Source organism: Aquimarina sediminis, from assembly GCF_002895435.1.
Classification (GTDB): Bacteria; Bacteroidota; Bacteroidia; order Flavobacteriales; family Flavobacteriaceae; genus Aquimarina; species Aquimarina sediminis.
Window position 1 is genome coordinate 144228 of sequence record NZ_POYJ01000002.1, and the last position, 17842, is coordinate 162069.

General features: G+C 34.1%; 19 protein-coding genes. 5 read left to right on the plus strand and 14 right to left on the minus strand.

The window, feature by feature from the left end; translation table 11 throughout:
• Window positions 1-81 precede the first annotated feature (81 nt).
• The 3 genes from C1X07_RS05075 to nadD are packed head-to-tail and all read left to right on the plus strand — an operon-like array spanning window position 82 to window position 2152.
• Window positions 82-939 (plus strand): YicC/YloC family endoribonuclease, encoded by an 858-nt coding sequence (locus C1X07_RS05075; protein WP_103068907.1) that lies wholly within the window; start codon window positions 82-84, stop codon window positions 937-939.
• Window positions 940-1512: a guanylate kinase gene (gmk, locus tag C1X07_RS05080; protein WP_103068908.1), complete on the plus strand. Its 573-nt coding sequence runs from the start codon at window positions 940-942 to the stop codon at window positions 1510-1512. It abuts the gene before it with no gap.
• A gap of 58 nt (window positions 1513-1570) precedes the next feature.
• On the plus strand, window positions 1571-2152 hold the full coding sequence (nadD, locus tag C1X07_RS05085) for a nicotinate (nicotinamide) nucleotide adenylyltransferase (protein WP_103068909.1): 582 nt from the start codon (window positions 1571-1573) through the stop codon (window positions 2150-2152).
• 4 nt (window positions 2153-2156) lie between these two features.
• On the opposite strand, the gene C1X07_RS05090 is transcribed toward nadD, so the two are convergent.
• From C1X07_RS05090 to C1X07_RS05115, 6 genes are all read right to left on the minus strand, one after another.
• Window positions 2157-2768, minus strand: coding sequence for a hypothetical protein (locus C1X07_RS05090; protein ID WP_103068910.1), 612 nt, complete (start codon window positions 2766-2768; stop codon window positions 2157-2159).
• 126 nt (window positions 2769-2894) lie between these two features.
• Entirely contained in the window at window positions 2895-3467 is a 573-nt protein-coding gene (locus C1X07_RS05095) for a carboxymuconolactone decarboxylase family protein (protein ID WP_241507195.1), read from the minus strand.
• 63 nt (window positions 3468-3530) lie between these two features.
• The gene (locus C1X07_RS05100; RefSeq protein ID WP_103068911.1) at window positions 3531-4094 is read right to left on the minus strand and encodes a TetR/AcrR family transcriptional regulator; all 564 of its coding nucleotides are present in this window, start codon (window positions 4092-4094) and stop codon (window positions 3531-3533) included.
• A gap of 157 nt (window positions 4095-4251) precedes the next feature.
• The gene (locus C1X07_RS05105; protein ID WP_103068912.1) at window positions 4252-5034 is read right to left on the minus strand and encodes an enoyl-CoA hydratase/isomerase family protein; all 783 of its coding nucleotides are present in this window, start codon (window positions 5032-5034) and stop codon (window positions 4252-4254) included.
• A gap of 28 nt (window positions 5035-5062) precedes the next feature.
• Window positions 5063-5269 carry a DUF4177 domain-containing protein gene (locus C1X07_RS05110; protein WP_103068913.1) on the minus strand — a complete coding sequence of 69 codons (207 nt, stop codon included), beginning with the start codon at window positions 5267-5269 and terminating at the stop codon, window positions 5063-5065.
• A gap of 40 nt (window positions 5270-5309) precedes the next feature.
• On the minus strand, window positions 5310-6767 hold the full coding sequence (locus tag C1X07_RS05115; RefSeq protein ID WP_103068914.1) for a sensor histidine kinase: 1458 nt from the start codon (window positions 6765-6767) through the stop codon (window positions 5310-5312).
• Between the two features lie 106 nt (window positions 6768-6873).
• On the opposite strand from C1X07_RS05115, the gene C1X07_RS05120 reads away from it, so the two are divergent.
• Entirely contained in the window at window positions 6874-8565 is a 1692-nt protein-coding gene (locus C1X07_RS05120) for an ABC transporter ATP-binding protein (protein ID WP_103068915.1), read from the plus strand.
• A gap of 570 nt (window positions 8566-9135) precedes the next feature.
• On the opposite strand, the gene C1X07_RS05125 is transcribed toward C1X07_RS05120, so the two are convergent.
• The 8 genes from C1X07_RS05125 to trhO form a co-directional block, all read right to left on the minus strand.
• Complete coding sequence (locus C1X07_RS05125) at window positions 9136-9792, minus strand: CoA transferase subunit B (protein WP_103068916.1); 657 nt, start codon at window positions 9790-9792, stop codon at window positions 9136-9138.
• 2 nt (window positions 9793-9794) lie between these two features.
• Window positions 9795-10133 carry a hypothetical protein gene (locus C1X07_RS05130; RefSeq protein ID WP_103068917.1) on the minus strand — a complete coding sequence of 113 codons (339 nt, stop codon included), beginning with the start codon at window positions 10131-10133 and terminating at the stop codon, window positions 9795-9797.
• Window positions 10134-10158: 25 nt separating this feature from the next.
• Window positions 10159-10800: a peroxiredoxin gene (locus tag C1X07_RS05135; RefSeq protein ID WP_103068918.1), complete on the minus strand. Its 642-nt coding sequence runs from the start codon at window positions 10798-10800 to the stop codon at window positions 10159-10161.
• A gap of 25 nt (window positions 10801-10825) precedes the next feature.
• Window positions 10826-11527 (minus strand): CoA transferase subunit A, encoded by a 702-nt coding sequence (locus tag C1X07_RS05140; protein ID WP_103068919.1) that lies wholly within the window; start codon window positions 11525-11527, stop codon window positions 10826-10828.
• Window positions 11528-11630: 103 nt separating this feature from the next.
• Window positions 11631-13961 carry a penicillin-binding protein 1A gene (locus C1X07_RS05145; RefSeq protein ID WP_103068920.1) on the minus strand — a complete coding sequence of 777 codons (2331 nt, stop codon included), beginning with the start codon at window positions 13959-13961 and terminating at the stop codon, window positions 11631-11633.
• Between the two features lie 89 nt (window positions 13962-14050).
• A complete protein-coding gene (locus C1X07_RS05150) occupies window positions 14051-14542 on the minus strand; it encodes a gliding motility lipoprotein GldH (protein ID WP_103068921.1) in 492 nt (163 codons plus the stop codon).
• A complete protein-coding gene (locus C1X07_RS05155; RefSeq protein WP_103068922.1) occupies window positions 14529-15815 on the minus strand; it encodes a PSP1 domain-containing protein in 1287 nt (428 codons plus the stop codon). The genes C1X07_RS05150 and C1X07_RS05155 overlap by 14 nt, the downstream gene beginning before the upstream one ends.
• 165 nt (window positions 15816-15980) lie before the next feature.
• Complete coding sequence (trhO, locus tag C1X07_RS05160; protein WP_103068923.1) at window positions 15981-17012, minus strand: oxygen-dependent tRNA uridine(34) hydroxylase TrhO; 1032 nt, start codon at window positions 17010-17012, stop codon at window positions 15981-15983.
• Window positions 17013-17274: 262 nt separating this feature from the next.
• On the opposite strand from trhO, the gene C1X07_RS24940 reads away from it, so the two are divergent.
• Window positions 17275-17433, plus strand: a complete 159-nt coding sequence (locus tag C1X07_RS24940; RefSeq protein ID WP_164914095.1) for a hypothetical protein — start codon at window positions 17275-17277, stop codon at window positions 17431-17433.
• The last annotated feature ends 409 nt before the right edge of the window (window positions 17434-17842 follow it).

The following is a 17842-nucleotide window of genomic DNA, read 5'->3' on the forward strand; positions in this document are numbered from 1 at the left end:
TCAATCTTGGGTTGTATCTTATAGTTCGCACCGCTACCTCGGCAGTTTTCCTTATCTTCGTGCAACTTTTAGCGCAATCTTATGATCAAATCTATGACAGGCTTTGGGAAGTCTATCCTTCAGCTACCTACAAAAAAAATAACTATTGAGGTTAAATCACTTAATAGCAAAAACTTAGACCTCAATGCAAGAATTCCGTCTCAATATCGTGAGAAAGAACTTCAAATGCGAAATACTATTGCTAAAAAACTAGTAAGAGGTAAAGTAGATTTTGGATTGTATGTTGAAGCAACCGGTGAAGAAACATCAAACAAAATAAACGAGGGTATTGTAAAGGAATATATTAGACAGTTATCTAATGTTCACAAAGGAGATACTATAGAACTACTAAAAATGGCAGTTCGCATGCCTGATTCCTTAAAAACTGAACGAGAAGAGATCAATGAAGAAGAATTTAACGCAATAAAAGAGGCTCTAAATAAAGCCTTAATAGCAATTGAAGGATATAGAAGTGATGAAGGGAAGGCTTTAGAAAAAGACTTTAATATTAGAGTTAAAAACATAAGTGAGTTACTAGATAAAGTAATACTAATCGATCCAGAACGGATGGAATCCGTAAGAGAACGGCTACATAAAGCTGTCTCGGATTTAAAAGAAGAAGTAGACCAGAACCGTTTTGAACAGGAGCTAATCTATTATTTGGAGAAATTTGATATTACTGAGGAAAAAGTTCGACTGGCGAATCATTTAGAGTATTTTACCACCACACTAAACACTCAGGATTCTAATGGAAAAAAACTAGGTTTCATCACTCAAGAAATAGGTAGAGAAATTAATACTATTGGTAGTAAATCTAATTACGCACCTATGCAGCAACTGGTTGTTCAGATGAAAGATGAACTCGAAAAAATTAAAGAACAATTGCTAAACGTATTGTAAATGAACCAAGGTAAACTTATTGTACTTTCTGCTCCTTCGGGCAGTGGAAAAACTACTTTAGTTAAATATTTGCTTAACCAAGAAGAGTTAAATCTAGGTTTTTCTATATCTGCTGCCTCCAGAGAGCCTCGTGGAGCAGAAATCCACGGGAAAGAATATTATTTTTTATCGCTAAGAGAATTTAAAGATAAAATTAAAGCCGATGAATTCCTTGAATGGGAAGAAGTATATCGTGATAATTTTTATGGAACCTTAAAAACTGAAGTACAACGCCTTTGGGACAATGGAAAGCATGTTATTTTTGATATTGATGTTGTAGGAGGCTTAGACATTAAAAAAATATATCCTGATCGTACATTGGCTATTTTTATTAAACCACCAAGTATTGAGGAACTAAAAATTCGCTTAAAAAAACGAAAAACTGAATCTGAAGATAAAATTAACATGAGAGTATCCAAAGCTTCTACCGAGATGGCTACTGCTCCTCAATTTGATGCCGTAGTAACCAATGATGATCTGGAAAAAGCTAAAAATGAAATCTACCAATTGGTTAAAAAATTTCTTTTAAAATAGTAGAGCATATAAAGTTTAAAAGTTTCTTCTTCTAAAGAATAAAAACAACTGTTTTTCGATGAAAAAAATAGGATTGTATTTTGGGACATTTAACCCTATTCATATTGGTCACTTGGCAATAGCTAATCATATGGCTGAGTATTCTGACCTCGATGAATTATGGATGGTTGTAACCCCGCATAATCCACATAAAAAGAAAAGCTCTCTATTAGACAACCACCATCGCTATGAGATGGTATATCGAGCAACACAATCATACCCCAAATTAAAGCCCAGCGACATAGAATTTAAACTACCTCAACCCAATTATACAGTATATACTCTGGCATATCTTCAGGAAAAATATCCAGAAGATGAATTTCACCTAATCATGGGAGAGGATAATTTAAAGAGTTTTCATAAGTGGAAAAACTATGAAGTCATCTTGGAAAACCACAACATCTACGTCTACCCTCGTATAGCAGAAGGAGCTATAGAAACACAGTTTAATGATCATCCAAAAATACATCGTATTCAAGCTCCTATTATGGAGATCTCTTCTACATTTATAAGAAAAAGCATTACTGATAGTAAGAATGTAAGACCACTACTTCCTGTATCGGTTTGGGAATACATAGACGAGATGAATTTTTATAAGTAGTTTATTAGACTGAAAGAAAGTTGCTTTTTATTCTTTTAATCAATCCATGAACACGATCACTCCCTCCTGCAATAATACCTGCGGTAAGTATAATATCTATTGACTGAATAATTGTAGCCTGAATTGCTGACATTTTTTCTACCGATCCATTGAATATAATGCCAGACATAAGGCGCAGCCCTGAGAACGAAAGCATCAATCCCAAAACAAAACCAATTAACATAGTTCTTCGCTGTCTTTTTAACTCATAACCTATCAACAGTTGCTCTAACTCTTTTTTTTCTTTAATCATAGCTATTACATCATCATTTTCTTCTTTTTCATTTCTCAAAACAGAGTTCACTGAGTTATTCACATCATATAATTGCTTATCAATTAATTCGATACGCGCCCTACATTGTTTCTTCTTTGTCTGATCCGGATCATCAACAAAGATTTCTATAAACTGCTCTACGACCAGCATAATAACTGATAAATAACCTAACACAGCAACAACATTTCCCGGAGTTAAGTGAGAAAGGTCAATAGATGGTAACTGTTCTTCAAAATAAACAAAAGCGGCAATACAAAGCACAACAAGAATAAGTGCAATTGGATTTTTATAAAGAGTCTGCATCGTTTTAGAGGTTTCTATAAAAATACAAAATCTATAGATCACTACATATGGTACAAATAAGAAATCACAACTCTTTATGGGTTGTGATTTCTTATATAAGGTCTTTTACAAATACACTATTATCTTTTACCTCTTTTCCCAAATTCTAGCACTAAAAGCATCGTCAACAGGGGTTTTAAATATATGATTAAAATAGTTACTCATTGTTTTGACCCCCACACCTGCAATCACTCCCAAAATATGCTTTTTGGTATAACCTTCATTTAAGAAATTGTTTATTTCTATTTGTGAAGGCATTCCTCTTTTTGAAGTCACTATTTTTGAAAACACGCTTAGTGCCTTCAGTTTTTGATCCGGTATTTCTGTATTATTTCGTATCGCATCAGTTACTTCGGTTGGCACATTGGTCATTTTATCACCAACAAAACTATGAGCTGCCATACAATATTCGCATTGATTTTCGAATGCTATGGATAGAAAAACTACCTCTTGCTCCTGAGGAGTAAACCCTGAATTCTCTCTAAAAGAGTTATAGGCAGCTACATATCCGTCTAACAGCGCAGTATTATTTGCCATACCTGCATACATGTTAGGAATCATCCCCATTTTTTTTTGCGCATTCTCTAAGATTTTACCCGAGACGGTGTCGGCATTTTCTATTGTTTTAAACTCCAACCGTAGTGTTTCCATTGTTTTCATAATAAATATTTTAATAAAAATTAGTATTTCTAAGCATTTGCTTAGTTTTAAGATAAAAAAAAGCTAAAGTCTTTCAAAAGTCTCTTCAATAAAATCATCCAATTGCCTTTTTTCAAACATTTTTGAAGCAACCGATAATCCTTGTAGCGCAACCATTAGATAATTTGCCTGTTTAACTATAGTCTTTTCATCTTTGGAGTAATCACATTTTAGTTTACTAATGAATAACCCTCGTACATTTGTTGCAAATTTTAATATTTCTGACCAAATCAACTTATCCGCTTGTTCACCCAATTCATTTACAGTATTCGTTAACAAACATCCTTTGTTAAGCGTGTTATCTTTTGAAAAATCAATAAAATCATAAAAATATTGCTTGATACCATCCACTCCTTCTGCGTTATTTAATTTATCAAGAAGTTCAGTTTTGACTTTTCCTTTATAGCATTTTATACTTTCTAAAAAGACACCATGTTTATTTCCAAAACTAGCATACATAGAAAACTGATTGATCCCCATTTCATCTTCTAACATACGAACTGAAGTTGTCTCATAACCATTTCTCCAAAAAAGTTGCATCGCCTTTTCTATAACTTCTTCTTCTTTGTATTTTTTCTTTCTGGCCACAAGTATGTTTTATTTTTCAAAACTAATCAAATGCTTAGAAATAAAAAAATATTTCGGACTCCAATATGTTTAACCAACATTATTTTCCATTAAAAAAAAGAAAAACCTCACAAGTTAAGGCAACTTGTAAGGTTTGTATTGATATGATATCAAAAGATTATTTACCCGGAAAACTAGGCTTGCGTTTTTCTAAAAACGCTGTTGTTCCTTCTTTAAAATCCTCGGTCCCAAAGCAGTTGCCAAATTGTTCTATTTCTACCTGATACCCATTCACTCCATCCGTATACGCTGCATTTACCGACTTAATGGCTGCACCAATCGCCACAGAAGAGTTTCTTATAATTTTTCCTGCCAGTTTTTCTGCCAGTGGTATTAATTCTTCTTGTGTTGTAACATGATTTACCAAACCATATTGTAATGCCTGATTTGCATCAATCATTCCTGCGGTCATTATCATTTCCATAGCTCTACCTTTACCTACCAACTCAGATAGTCTTTGCGTACCTCCATATCCTGGAATTAGCCCCAAAGAAACTTCTGGTAATCCCATTTTGGCATTATCACTTGCAATTCTAAAATGGGCTGCCATAGCCAATTCTAATCCTCCACCAAGAGCAAAACCATTTACAGCGGCAATAACTGGTGTAGAAAGGTTCGCTACAAAATCAAAAAGTAATTCTTGCCCTTTTGCAGCCAAGTTTCCTCCTTCTGATACAGAAAAATCAGCAAATTCACTGATATCTGCTCCAGCGACAAAAGCTTTTTCTCCGCTTCCTGTAATGATAATAACTTTAGTCTCTGCATCAAGATCAGCTACCCTAATAGCTGCATGCAATTCCTGAATAGTTTCTTTATTAAGAGCATTCAATTTTAATGGACGATTAATCGTTATTTGGGTTATCCCGTCGTTTTGAGATGTTAAAATATTGGTATACATTATGATTTATTATTGTGTTTGTTTATGTTTTTTATTGCTTCAAATCTCTCTCAAAATATAAGTAAAAATACATTCCAGCTCCAAAATCTTCTACGTCGGTAGACACCAACTTCCAACCTTCTTTTGCATATTCATCTAGTTTATCCTGAATGTCTTTGGAAGAAGATTTTAAAATATGCTCTTTGTCTAATGTTAATTTTGAATAATAGATCAAAGACTCTAATTTATATTCTTTCATTACATATGTTTTTTTAGGTAATAGTAAGAATTAAGAACATCTACTCTTTTGGAAATCTAACTTTAAAAACGGTTCCTTTTTCCTCAATAGAGGTAAAGGTAATACTTCCTTTATAGGTTTCCACAATATTTTTCACCATTCCTAGTCCAAGCCCCATTCCACTGGTTTTTGTTGTGAATTTAGGCTCAAAAACCTTCTTCATATTCTCTTCTGATATCCCCACTCCATTATCAGCAACGGTAATAAGAACTTCGCCATTTTCTGAGAATACTTCGACAATAATTTTTGGGATACGATCTTCGGGTATAGCCTGAATCCCATTTTTCACCAAATTAGTAACTACTCGTATCAGCTGTGTTCTATCAAATTTGGCGATAATTTTTTCTTTTTCTGACGGAAAAATTATATAGTCTTCATTAAATATATCCAATGCCAAACCTACAATCTTTACAACATCTAGTGTTTCACTTTTTTGTGCAGGCATTTGCGCAAAATTCGAAAATGCAGATGCGATAGAACTCATTGTATCGATCTGCTGTATTAAAGTATCACTATATTCTTCAATCTTTTGATGAATCCCTGGATCACTAGGATCAAACTTACGCTGAAAACTCTGTACGGTTAATCGCATAGGAGTAAGCGGATTTTTAATTTCATGGGCTACTTGCTTTGCCATTTCTCTCCAGGCTGCCTCTCGCTCGCTTTTTGCCAACATTGCAGCACTTTGCTCTAATTCATCGATCATACTGTTATAAGCATTTACCAATGAGTAAATTTCTTCACTAGCATCGCCAATATCAATTCTCTTATTACGTTTGTCTAATCTTGTCTGATCTATCGTTTCGGAAATCGTCTTTAATGATCTGGTAATATATTTTGACAAAAAATAAGCCAATATAACTGCTACAAGAAGCATCAATAGATATACTTGCCCTAAACGCTTTAAAAATTCTATCAACTCTCTAGTGATCAAATCATCATCCTCGAGATATGGTAGATTAAGAATTGCTAATGGCTTCGCTTTGTTATCAGAGACAAAAGTGTATGAGGACAAGAATTTTTCTCCATTTTTTTCAGATTTGACCAGATATCGCTTGTTATACAAAGAAGACAAGGTATCGATAACAATAGGGCTCAATTTATTATCTATAGTATCCTCTATAAAACCACCTTCTGACTTAATCAATAATTCTCCTGATAAACTATAGATTTTGACCGGCAATGAATGTTCTTCAGAGATTTGATATATTCTATCTTTTTCTTTCAAAATCAGCTTTACATTTTCTTCATTAACAGGATATGTTGTTCTTTTTAAAACGTTATTAATTGTAATTTGAATTCGCTCCTCTTTTCTCTCTAATCGTTCCTGATGGTATTCTTCTGCCTCCTCCTTGTACTGATATATCGTAACCGCTGCAATAAGTATTGATGCTATCAATACCAATACAGTCATAGAAATAAAAATTCGAGTACGAAGAGAGAGTTTTGTTAGCTTCATAGTATACTTTGACAGGTAAAGATAACAAATATCACACCAAAAAATAGATGTAAAAATAAATAGGGAAAAGCATTGAATTTCCTAAATTTACCAAGCTTTTTAGGTTATGAACAACTCTACTCTACTTTCTGTACAAAATCTTAGTGTCTCTTTTTTATCTGGAAAGAAAGAGAACCAAGTACTTCATGACATTTCTTTTGATATACTTGAAAACGAAATATTAGGTGTTGTAGGAGAATCTGGAAGTGGAAAATCAGTAGCATCATTGGCGATTCTTGGATTATTACCTAATAGAATTTCTAAAATTACTAATGGGGATATTGTATACAACAACACTTCATTACTGAGTTTTAATGAGAAAAAGTATAGATCAGTACGAGGTAATGAGATTGCAATGATTTTTCAAGAACCTATGAGTTCTTTAAACCCATCTATGAAATGTGGTTCGCAGGTTTCAGAAATTTTGCTACAGCATGGAGCAATGTCCAAAAAAGCTATTAAGACAGAGGTTATTTCATTATTCGAAAAAGTAAAGCTTCCTGATCCTGATCGGATATATAAATCATATCCGCATCAATTAAGCGGCGGTCAAAAACAGCGTGTCATGATCGCTATGGCTATTGCCTGTAAACCAAAGCTTCTTATTGCGGATGAACCAACAACAGCATTGGATGTAACGGTGCAAAAAGAAATTATCATCCTACTCAAAAGTCTGCAAAAAGAGTATCGAATGAGCGTTTTATTTATTTCGCATGATCTCTCTTTAGTTTCAGAAATTGCGGATCATGTTCTGGTAATGTACCAAGGCAAACTTGTAGAATATGGAACATCAGATAAAATATTTCATAACCCAGAAAAAGAGTATACCAAAGCATTAGTTAATGCCAGACCTCCTATGGATATTCGGTTTAAAAAACTTCCTACCATAGCTGATTTTCTTAACGGAACTGATCAAAACAGAGAGGTCGTCACTAGAGAAAATCGAGAAGAACATCATAAAAATTTATACAACGCCCCTCCTTTGCTAGAGGTCATTAATGTTAAAAAGAGTTATTTTACAAAAGTGGGTCTTTTTAAAAAAAATGAATTCAAAGCTATAGATGACGTTAGTTTCAAACTCTATGAAGGAGAAACTTTGGGGCTGGTAGGAGAATCTGGTTGCGGAAAATCTACCTTAGGAAATACTATTTTGCAACTCGACAAAGCTGATCATGGGCAAATCATATACAAGGGTAGAGATATTACAAGATTACCTTCTTCTTCAATACGAAGTCTTCGTAAAGAAATTCAATTAATCTTTCAAGATCCATTTGCATCTTTAAACCCTCGATTGACAGTAGGAAAAGTAATCATGGAGCCCATGCAAGCTCATAAATTACACAACAATGACAGGATAAGAAAACAAAGTGCTATTGAGCTATTAAAACGTGTAGGTCTTGCCGAAGAGCATTTTTATCGCTACCCACATGAATTTAGCGGAGGACAACGACAGCGAATTGGTATTGCCAGAACCATAGCTATACAACCAAAACTTATTATCTGTGATGAATCTGTTAGTGCTTTGGATATATCTGTACAAGCACAAGTCTTAAATCTTTTAAATGAGTTAAAAGATAATTTTGGGTTCACCTATATATTTATATCTCATGACTTAGCTGTGGTTAAATACATGTCTGATCAATTATTAGTAATGAATAAAGGCAAAATAGAAGAACGGGGAGATGCCGATCTGATTTATAAAAATCCAGAAAAAGAATATACTCAAAAACTCATAAAAGCTATTCCGAAAGGTAAATAGTACTGCGCATCATTTTTAAAAAGAAAAAAACCTGTTAAGCTATAGCAGTCTAACAGGTTTAGCTCATCGCGACTTGGGGACGTTGCGATTAATTAACAACAAAAAATCACATCAACAAAAATACTTTTTTCGCTACATAAACACAGTTTGAAATCAATTCTATTGTAGGCTTGATTGAATTCTGTAGACGATTTATACGCTTTTTCATAATAGGGGAAACTTGTGTGGGTTAATAATTCTTTTTAATAATTGTAAAAAATAATGTTTATAGGGGCATCATTTTTTAACGGGATACTAATATGCAAAAAATTTCAAGAAAAACGTTCAAATACACAAAAAAATCGACAAAATACTCAAAATTTTAACATTTCAATCCAACAATCTTCTTTTTAAGCCTTAAAGCAAAGGTTTAAGTTAACAGAAAAGTGAATGAAAGTGTAGTACTTTTCTCTCAAAACAATATAACTAGATATCGCTTCATACTAAACGTCCCTTTTATTAATTTATTATTCGTAGCGTATAATTTATTATTCGTAGGTAAATTCTAAGAATTAGACAAACAAGTAGATATTAACTCAAGACCATTTCAGGAATATCTCCTTCGATAATAAGAGTACCTTCAGTAGCATTTTTAATATCTTCAACACTTACTCCAGGAGCTCTTTCTAAAAGTTTAAACCCTTCACCTGTTACCTCCAGTAGAGCCAAGTTGGTTACGATTTTTTTTACACATCCAACACCAGTAAGTGGAAGAGAGCATTTTTTAAGTAATTTGGAAGCCCCCGCTTTATTAGTATGCATCATAGCAACAATAATATTTTCTGCACTTGCAACAAGATCCATTGCCCCACCCATGCCTTTTACCATTTTGCCAGGGATTTTCCAATTTGCGATATCTCCTTCTTCCGACACCTCCATCGCCCCTAATACAGTTAAATCTACATGTTGACCTCGTATCATACCAAAACTCATTGCAGAATCAAAAAAAGATGCTCCTGGCATTGTTGTGATAGTTTGTTTTCCCGCATTAATGATATCTGCATCTTCTTCTCCTTCAAAAGGAAAAGGACCCATTCCCAGGACTCCATTTTCACTTTGAAATTCAACCTCTATTCCTTCAGGTATATAATTTGCTACTAGAGTTGGTATTCCTATCCCTAGATTAACAAAGTATCCATCCTGTAGCTCTTTAGCTATACGTTTTGCAATTCCGTTTTTATCTAACATAATTATCTCCTTCTAATCTTATATGAATTAAAATGATTGATTGATTTACTTTCCTGACCCCATATCAATACTGGAATCAATATCGTAAAAGTTCCTATGAGTCCCATTACGGTATACAATACAACTGTAACAACTGCACTAATAACTAATGCTATCAATATTATTTTGTTATCTACAACGGCATCAATTCTATTAATATGCTTGTTCTCCATTTTATCACAATGTGTACAGTTTACGTGCACCTCATCCCCCACTTTCATCTGCAAATCACCCCGAGTAGGTGCCACGGGGGTATAGTTATTTTGTTTTTTACACCCAGAACAGGTATACTCCAATCTCATTAAATCACCTTATTGTTAACTTATACTAATTTAAATTTGGTTGTGGTGTCATTCTTAAATAAGGTTTTATCTCCTTATACCCCTTAGGAAACAGCTCAGCAATTTCTTCATTAGTAACCGAAGGAACAACAACACAATCATCACCATCTTTCCAGTTTGCCGGTGTTGCAACTTTATGATAAGCTGTCAGTTGAAGAGAATCAATAACTCGAATTAATTCATCAAAATTTCTACCTGTAGATGCGGGATAAGTGATTGTAAGTTTAATCTTTTTATCTGGTCCAATTACAAAAACAGAACGTACTGTTAATTGACTATCTGCATTAGGATGAATCATATCATACAACTCTGATACTTTTCTATCTTCGTCTGCAATTATTGGAAAATTAACTGTTGTGCTTTGTGTTTCATTAATATCTTTAATCCATCCATGATGAGATTCTAAGCCATCAACACTTAATGCTGCTACTTTCACACTACGTTTATTAAACTCATCTGTATATTTGGCCACCGTTCCTAGCTCTGTTGTACAAACCGGTGTATAATCGGCAGGGTGCGAAAACAATATTCCCCAATCGTCTCCTAACCAGCTATGAAAATCTATTTCTCCTTCTGTAGTTTGTGCGATGAAGTTTGGTGCTTCATCTCCTAATCGTAATACCGCCATGATTTGTGTGTTTTTAGGTTTATAGTTATTCTCTTTTTCGCACTGTACGCTGTTCTATTCTCTTTTCGAAACGCTCTCCTTGAAAGATTCGCTGAACAAATATCCCAGGGATATGTATATGATCTGGATCTAGCGTTCCTGCAGGAACCAATTCTTCAACCTCAACAACCGTAATTTTTGCAGCGCCGCACATACAAGGATTGAAATTTCTTGAAGTTCCTTTAAAAATCAGATTACCTGCTTCATCTCCTTTCCAAGCTTTAATAAATGCAAAATCTGCCTTGAACGCATGTTCTAACACATACATTTTTCCATTAAACTCTCTAGTTTCTTTTCCTTCAGCCACTTCAGTCCCGTAACCTGCCGGGGTATAAATCGCAGGGAAGCCCCCTTGAGCAGCACGACATCTTTCTGCCAGAGTACCCTGTGGGATAAGCTCTACATCCAACTCTCCACTTAACATCTGTCTTTCGAATTCATCATTTTCTCCTACGTAGGAGGAAATCATTTTATTGATTTGTTTTTTTTGAAGCAAAAGCCCTAATCCAAAATCATCGACACCTGCATTATTGGATATACATGTAAGTCCTGATATATTTAATTTTACAAGCTCTGCAATGCTGTTTTCTGGAATGCCACATAGGCCAAATCCACCAAGCATGAAGGTCATATCATTTTTGACACCAACCAGAGCTTCGGTAACATTGGGTACCGTTTTACGAATCATAGTGTTCTAATTTTAGCAAGCTAAAAATACTAAAAAAATAATACTATAACGTTTGAAATCTGATAGTTTTAAAAGAATAACTTAAATTAACAAAGAAGCTTTACTACAGACTAAATTCGTCTACATTTTCCTCCTGAGTATTATTTCTCTTAAAAGCACCACAATCAACTTCAATAGTTAAATTTTCTGGCTTAGGGAATGCTCCTGTAGAGACATCTAATGTTTTGTCTGCATAGCATTTTTTCATGTATAGACCCCATACTGGTAATGCCATTGTTGCTCCTTGTCCAAATGTAGTAGTTCTAAAGTGTGTAGCTCTATCATCACCACCAACCCATACTCCTGTACACAGGTTAGGAACGATCCCCATAAACCAACCATCACTTTGGTTTTGTGTGGTTCCTGTTTTACCAGCAATAGGATTTTTAAACAGATAAGGGTGACCTGTAACCACGTTCTTAAGATCATATCTCGATGAAGGTCCCGTTCGTAGCCGCACACCTGAACCAGAATGAGTAACTCCTTCCATTAAGTTTATTGTTACGTATGCTGCTTCTTTACTTATCACGTCTCTTGTCTCGGGAACAAATTGATATAAAACTGTTCCGTTTTTATCCTCGATACTTGTAATTGTTACTGGCTTAGTGTAAATTCCTTGATTTGCAAAGGTACTATAAGCACCTACCATCTCGGATAATTTCAAATCCACAGACCCTAATGCAATAGAAGCTACCTCTATAATCTCAGATTCTATCCCCATTTTTTTTGCTAAGCGTACGATTGGCTCGGGTCCTATTTTATCCATCAAACGAGCCGAGATAGTATTGACTGATTTTGCCAATGCTCCTTTAAGACTCATATAACCTGTATAATCTCCATCACTGTTTTTTGGTGTCCATCCCTTATCAATTACTCCATGAGAACTGGGAGGAATTGTTATTTGAGATTTTGGCAAGGTATCACAAGGGGATAATTTGAGCTGATCAATAGCTGTAGCATACACAAAAGGTTTAAAAGTAGACCCTACCTGTCGTGCTCCTTGATATACATGATCATACTGAAAGTGCTTATAATTAACTCCTCCTACCCAAGCTTTCACATGCCCCGTTTGAGGCTCCATAGACATTAACCCTGAACGTAAAAACTTTTTATAATACAGAATAGAATCTTTGGGAGTCATAATAGTATCTATCTCCCCTTTCCAGCTAAATATGCTCATCTTCACCTTTTCATCAAAAGATGCTCTTATCTCTTTCTCACTTTTACCCTGACTGAGCATTTTTTTCCTTCTGGCAGAAGATTGAATACTACGATTAATTATCCTCTCTACTTCAGACTGTTTTAGATCCCTAAAGGGGCTAGTTTTATTATTTTTTTCTTGTTTGTCAAATTCCTTTTGAAGATTGGTCATATGTTCTTGCACCGCTTCTTCTGCATATCTTTGCATTCGAGAATCTATAGTCACATTAATCTTTAACCCATCTCTATAAATATCAAAATATTCGGGCTCTCCTTCTTCATCTTTCCCTATAGGGTTTTCTTTTACCCATTTTGACATCCAGCTTCTCACATACTCTCTAAAATAGGTTGCCGTACCATCGTTATGTCCTTCTGGAGAATAATCTAATGTGAGCGGTAACTGTTTTAGGTTATCTCTTTCTTGTTCTGTTATGTACCCATATTTTCCCATCTGGTTAAGAACAACATCTCTTCTGTTTTTAACCATTTCTGGTCTACGTAGAGGGTTGAATAATGATGAGTTTTTTAACATCCCCACTAGTACTGCGGCTTCTTCTATATTAAGTTCTTTTGGACTTTTTCCAAAATAAATTCGGGATGCAGAGCTTATACCAATAGCTTGATTTAAAAAATCATACTTATTAAGATACATCGTTATGATTTCTTTCTTTGTGTATTGTCTTTCTAAACGTGTAGCTATTACCCATTCTTGGATTTTTTGCAAATACCGCTCTAGTTTATTCTTTGATCCTCCTGTAAACAATTGTTTTGCCAACTGCTGGGATATTGTACTCGCTCCTCCTTTACTACCTAGAAAAACAAATGCTCGTAATGTTCCTCTGGCATCTATACCAGAGTGCTCATAGTACCTTGCATCTTCTGTAGCGATTAATGCATTTACCAAATGCTCGGGGAGATCATCGTAACTAACGGGTGTACGGTTTTCTTTAAAAAAAGTTCCTATTTGTACTCCATCTGAGGAAATAATCTGAGTAGCCAGATCATTTTGTGGATTTTCCAATTCTTCGAATTTAGGCATTTCTCCATATACTCCCCAACTAGCCAAAAGAAACAACATAACAATTAAAAAAATTCCAGATCCAAATAATATCCAAAATGTTTTTATAAATTTAAATGTATTATTTACTGGAGTTTTTTGTTTTTTTCTTGTTGATTTGGGCTTTGCCTTTGCCATAATTCAGCTATTTAATCTATTATTTTTTGTAGGTAAGAGAAATTTACAACCAATCTTTTGATCACTTGCTTGCTAATTTTCGGTTCTTATTAAGGATTCTGTGTATTTTCTATTCTAAATCCTACATCTGTAATTCCCTCTAACGATGACACACCATTAACTTCGCCATTCTTTCGCATCGCGTGTTGCAGTGTTATTATATAGTTTCCTTTTTCTTTAAAACTTACTTTTTCTTTATACCACAATTTATTTTCTTTAAGCTCAGAAAAACCTTCTCCCAACCATTCTCCATCAGGAGCTGCCATATCGTACTCAAGGGTATCTGTAACAACTTTTCCGTTGGGAAATTTCATTTCGCTAATTAAAAATAAATTACTGAATTTATACTCATTATTGTTACGAATATTAATGAACAAATTATAGGTCTGAGCATCATCAAGTTCTGGGAGTGCAAAACTAATTTTTTCATCCATTTCCCATGTGTTTGATACGGTTTGATATTCATCGAAAACTTGTTTATCATCACAAGAGATAATTCCCAGCGCAATAAAAGTTATTAAAAAAAGCCTAAGTTTTATCATTATTCCTATTACGAGACTTACGTTTTTTGTTACGTTGATTACTTGATTTATTCGGTTTATTTGAGTTTTTATTTTCAGAATTCCCTCTTTTTGGTCTGTTTGAGCTCACTGCTTGTTTTTCTGAAGCACCTCTATTTCCTGCTTTTTTCTTATTTCGATTCCTTCTTCTTTTAGGTCGTTTAGGCTGATCAAATCTAGTCAAACTATCTTGCCCTACAACGTTTTCAAAATCAGTTTTAGTATCTTCAATAAGTTCTGATGCATATTCTTCTAAACTCGCGACTTTTTCATTACTTGTATTTGAGGCTATTATCTCATTAACATCTTCGGCGGCTATTTTGTGCCAATTCATCCATTCTCCCTCATATGCATACCACAAAACCCCTTTAAAAATGTCAATTTTTTGACATACTGCTGTTCCTTTTTCTGTTCTAAGCTTCACATCTGTCTTAGGAAAACTATTGAGCGCATCAATATATGCATCTAACTCATAATTGAGGCAACATTTTAACTTTCCGCATTGACCTGCTAATTTTTGTGGGTTCAAAGACAGTTGTTGGTATCGTGCTGCACTGGTATTTACAGATCTAAAATCTGTAAGCCATGTAGAACAACATAGCTCTCTACCACAAGATCCTACACCGCCCAATCTTGCGGCCTCTTGTCTGAATCCTACTTGTCGCATTTCTATCCGTGTAGTAAACTCGTGAGCGAACTCTTTTATTAGCTGTCTAAAATCAACTCGTTCTTCTGCAGTATAATAAAACGTGGCTTTTGATCCATCACCTTGAAATTCGATATCCGAAATTTTCATTTGCAGCTCTAGTCGAATTGCAATTTCACGTGCTCGAACCTTCATACTTTCTTCTCGATTACGAGCTTTTTGCCATATATCGATATCTTTTTGAGAAGCTTTTCTATATATTTTTTTTACTTCTTCACTATTGGGTTCTACTTTCTTCTTTTTCATTTGAATACGAACCAGCTCTCCTGTAAGGGTAACTATCCCAACATCATGACCTGGAGAAGACTCTGTCGCTACTATATCGCCAATATTTAAAGAAAGGTTTTCTGTATTTTTAAAGAAGTTTTTTCTACCGTTTTTAAATCGTATTTCGACACAAGAAAAAGGCACTGACCCGCTAGGAAGTGACATATTTGATAACCAATCAAAAACTGTTAATTTATTGCAACCATCTGTGCCACAGGTACCATTATTCTTACAGCCCTTCGGTTGTCCGTCTTTTGCGGAGGAACAACTGTTACACCCCATATGTTCTATCTATATTGAAATTTGTCTGTAACTTTTACAGTCACGACAAATATGGTTCTTACTAAAATTAGAGAAAAAATATATCTCTAAATATCTTAATCGTTAAAGATACTATGAAAAGAGGATAAAAAAAATTATCTGTACAGTATCTTTACCTTTTAAGCACTACTTCTTAAATTTCAATGCTTCTGAGCGTCCTTTTTTAAATATTTTATTACTATTCCCTTTACCTTTGCGCAATGCTTTTTGCTCTTCAAACGATAATCTATTAACCTCTCTACATTCTGTTGAGCAACAATTCTCTAATGTTGCAGCACACTCTTCACATTGAATAAACAGCAGGTGGCATGCTTCATTTTCGCAATTCACATGTGTATCACAAGGTTTTCCGCATTGGTGGCAATTAGAAATTACATCATCAGAAATACGTTCTGATCTTCTGTGATCAAAAACAAAGTTTTTACCAAGAAATTTATTTTCTAATCCTTGAGCATCTACTTGTCTGGCATATTCAATGATTCCTCCCTCTAACTGAAACACATTTTTAAAGCCTTTATGTTTGTAATAGGCACTTGCTTTCTCACATCGTATACCTCCTGTACAATACATTACCAGCTTTTTATCCTCCTTGTGATCTTTGAGATCCTCTTCTATAATATCCAAAGAATCCCTAAAAGTATCAACATCTGGTGTAACTGCTCCTCTAAAATGTCCAATTTCACTTTCATAGTGATTTCTCATATCCACCAAAACGGTATCTGAATCTTCTATGAGTTCATTAAATCTTTTGGCATCAACGTGTACTCCTTTGTTTGTTACATCAAATGTATCGTCATCTAATCCATCTGCAACTATCTTTTTTCGGATTTTCACCTTTAGCTTTAAAAAAGATTTTGTGTCTTGCTCTCTAGCAATATTAAGTCGTATGTTTTCTAGAAAAGAAATACTATCCAGATGTTCTTTAAAGGCATTAAAATTTGGAGCTGGAACAGACAATTGTCCATTAATACCCTCTTTGGCCACATAAATACGCCCCAAAACATCTAGTTCATTCCAACGAATAAACAGGTGGTTCCTAAAAATCTCAGTATTACCAATATGTGCATATGTATAGAAAGATAGCGTAAGCCGATCTGTACCGGCTTCATCAATAAGAGCTGCTCTTTCTTTTGCACTTAATTTGTTATACAGTTGCATGCTATATCTACGTTTTAAGTTTAAAGAATTTATCTATTTCCGGCAAAATTACAAATAATTTTGATTTTACGATTTTATTCTCTTTTTCAAAATATTATTTATACAAATCTGTTAAAAATTGTTAAAAAAATTAGAGTGTCGGAAAATGAAACTCGTTACTAGTATTTTTATTCAAAGTAATTAATCTTTTCGCGAAAGATTGACATAAACCTTGAGTGTCGTTAAATGTTCAAGGAACATAAATCATTTAAAAGAAATTATAATGAAAAATTTAAAAAGTCTAATAGAAGCAAAAACACTTAATAAAGAACAACAAAGAAATGTTAATGGTGGTGCAATGTTTTACTATTGTGAAGGTCGTTTACAACCAGTTCCCTGTAAAGCCGATGATTCTGACAATGGTGACAATGGAAATCAATAAATGATAAAAAAAAGCCTTGAAAATTATTTCAAGGCTTTTTTTGGGCTAATTCGTTATTATTTTAATTTAACGATTAAAAAAAATATAATAACGAAGCTAGCCTCCTTCAACCATACAGCTACTTATTTTGGTAACCGTACAGCCATCAAGATTATGTCTAATAACTCTTTTAAGAAATTTCATCTTTCGCCTTCCTCCTACTTTAGTTCATGTTTGCTTTTGATATATAGATGACAGAAGAGCAAAAGGGTTGCGCGTCGGATGTCAAAAACTACAATATAAATACCGGTTATACTTTAAAACTACACCAATAAACAGCTAGAATTTGTTGTTAATAATGATTTTAGAATCCATATCACAACTACAAAAAGAAATAGTACTTTAGCAAAAAGTTAATATCAATGTCAAA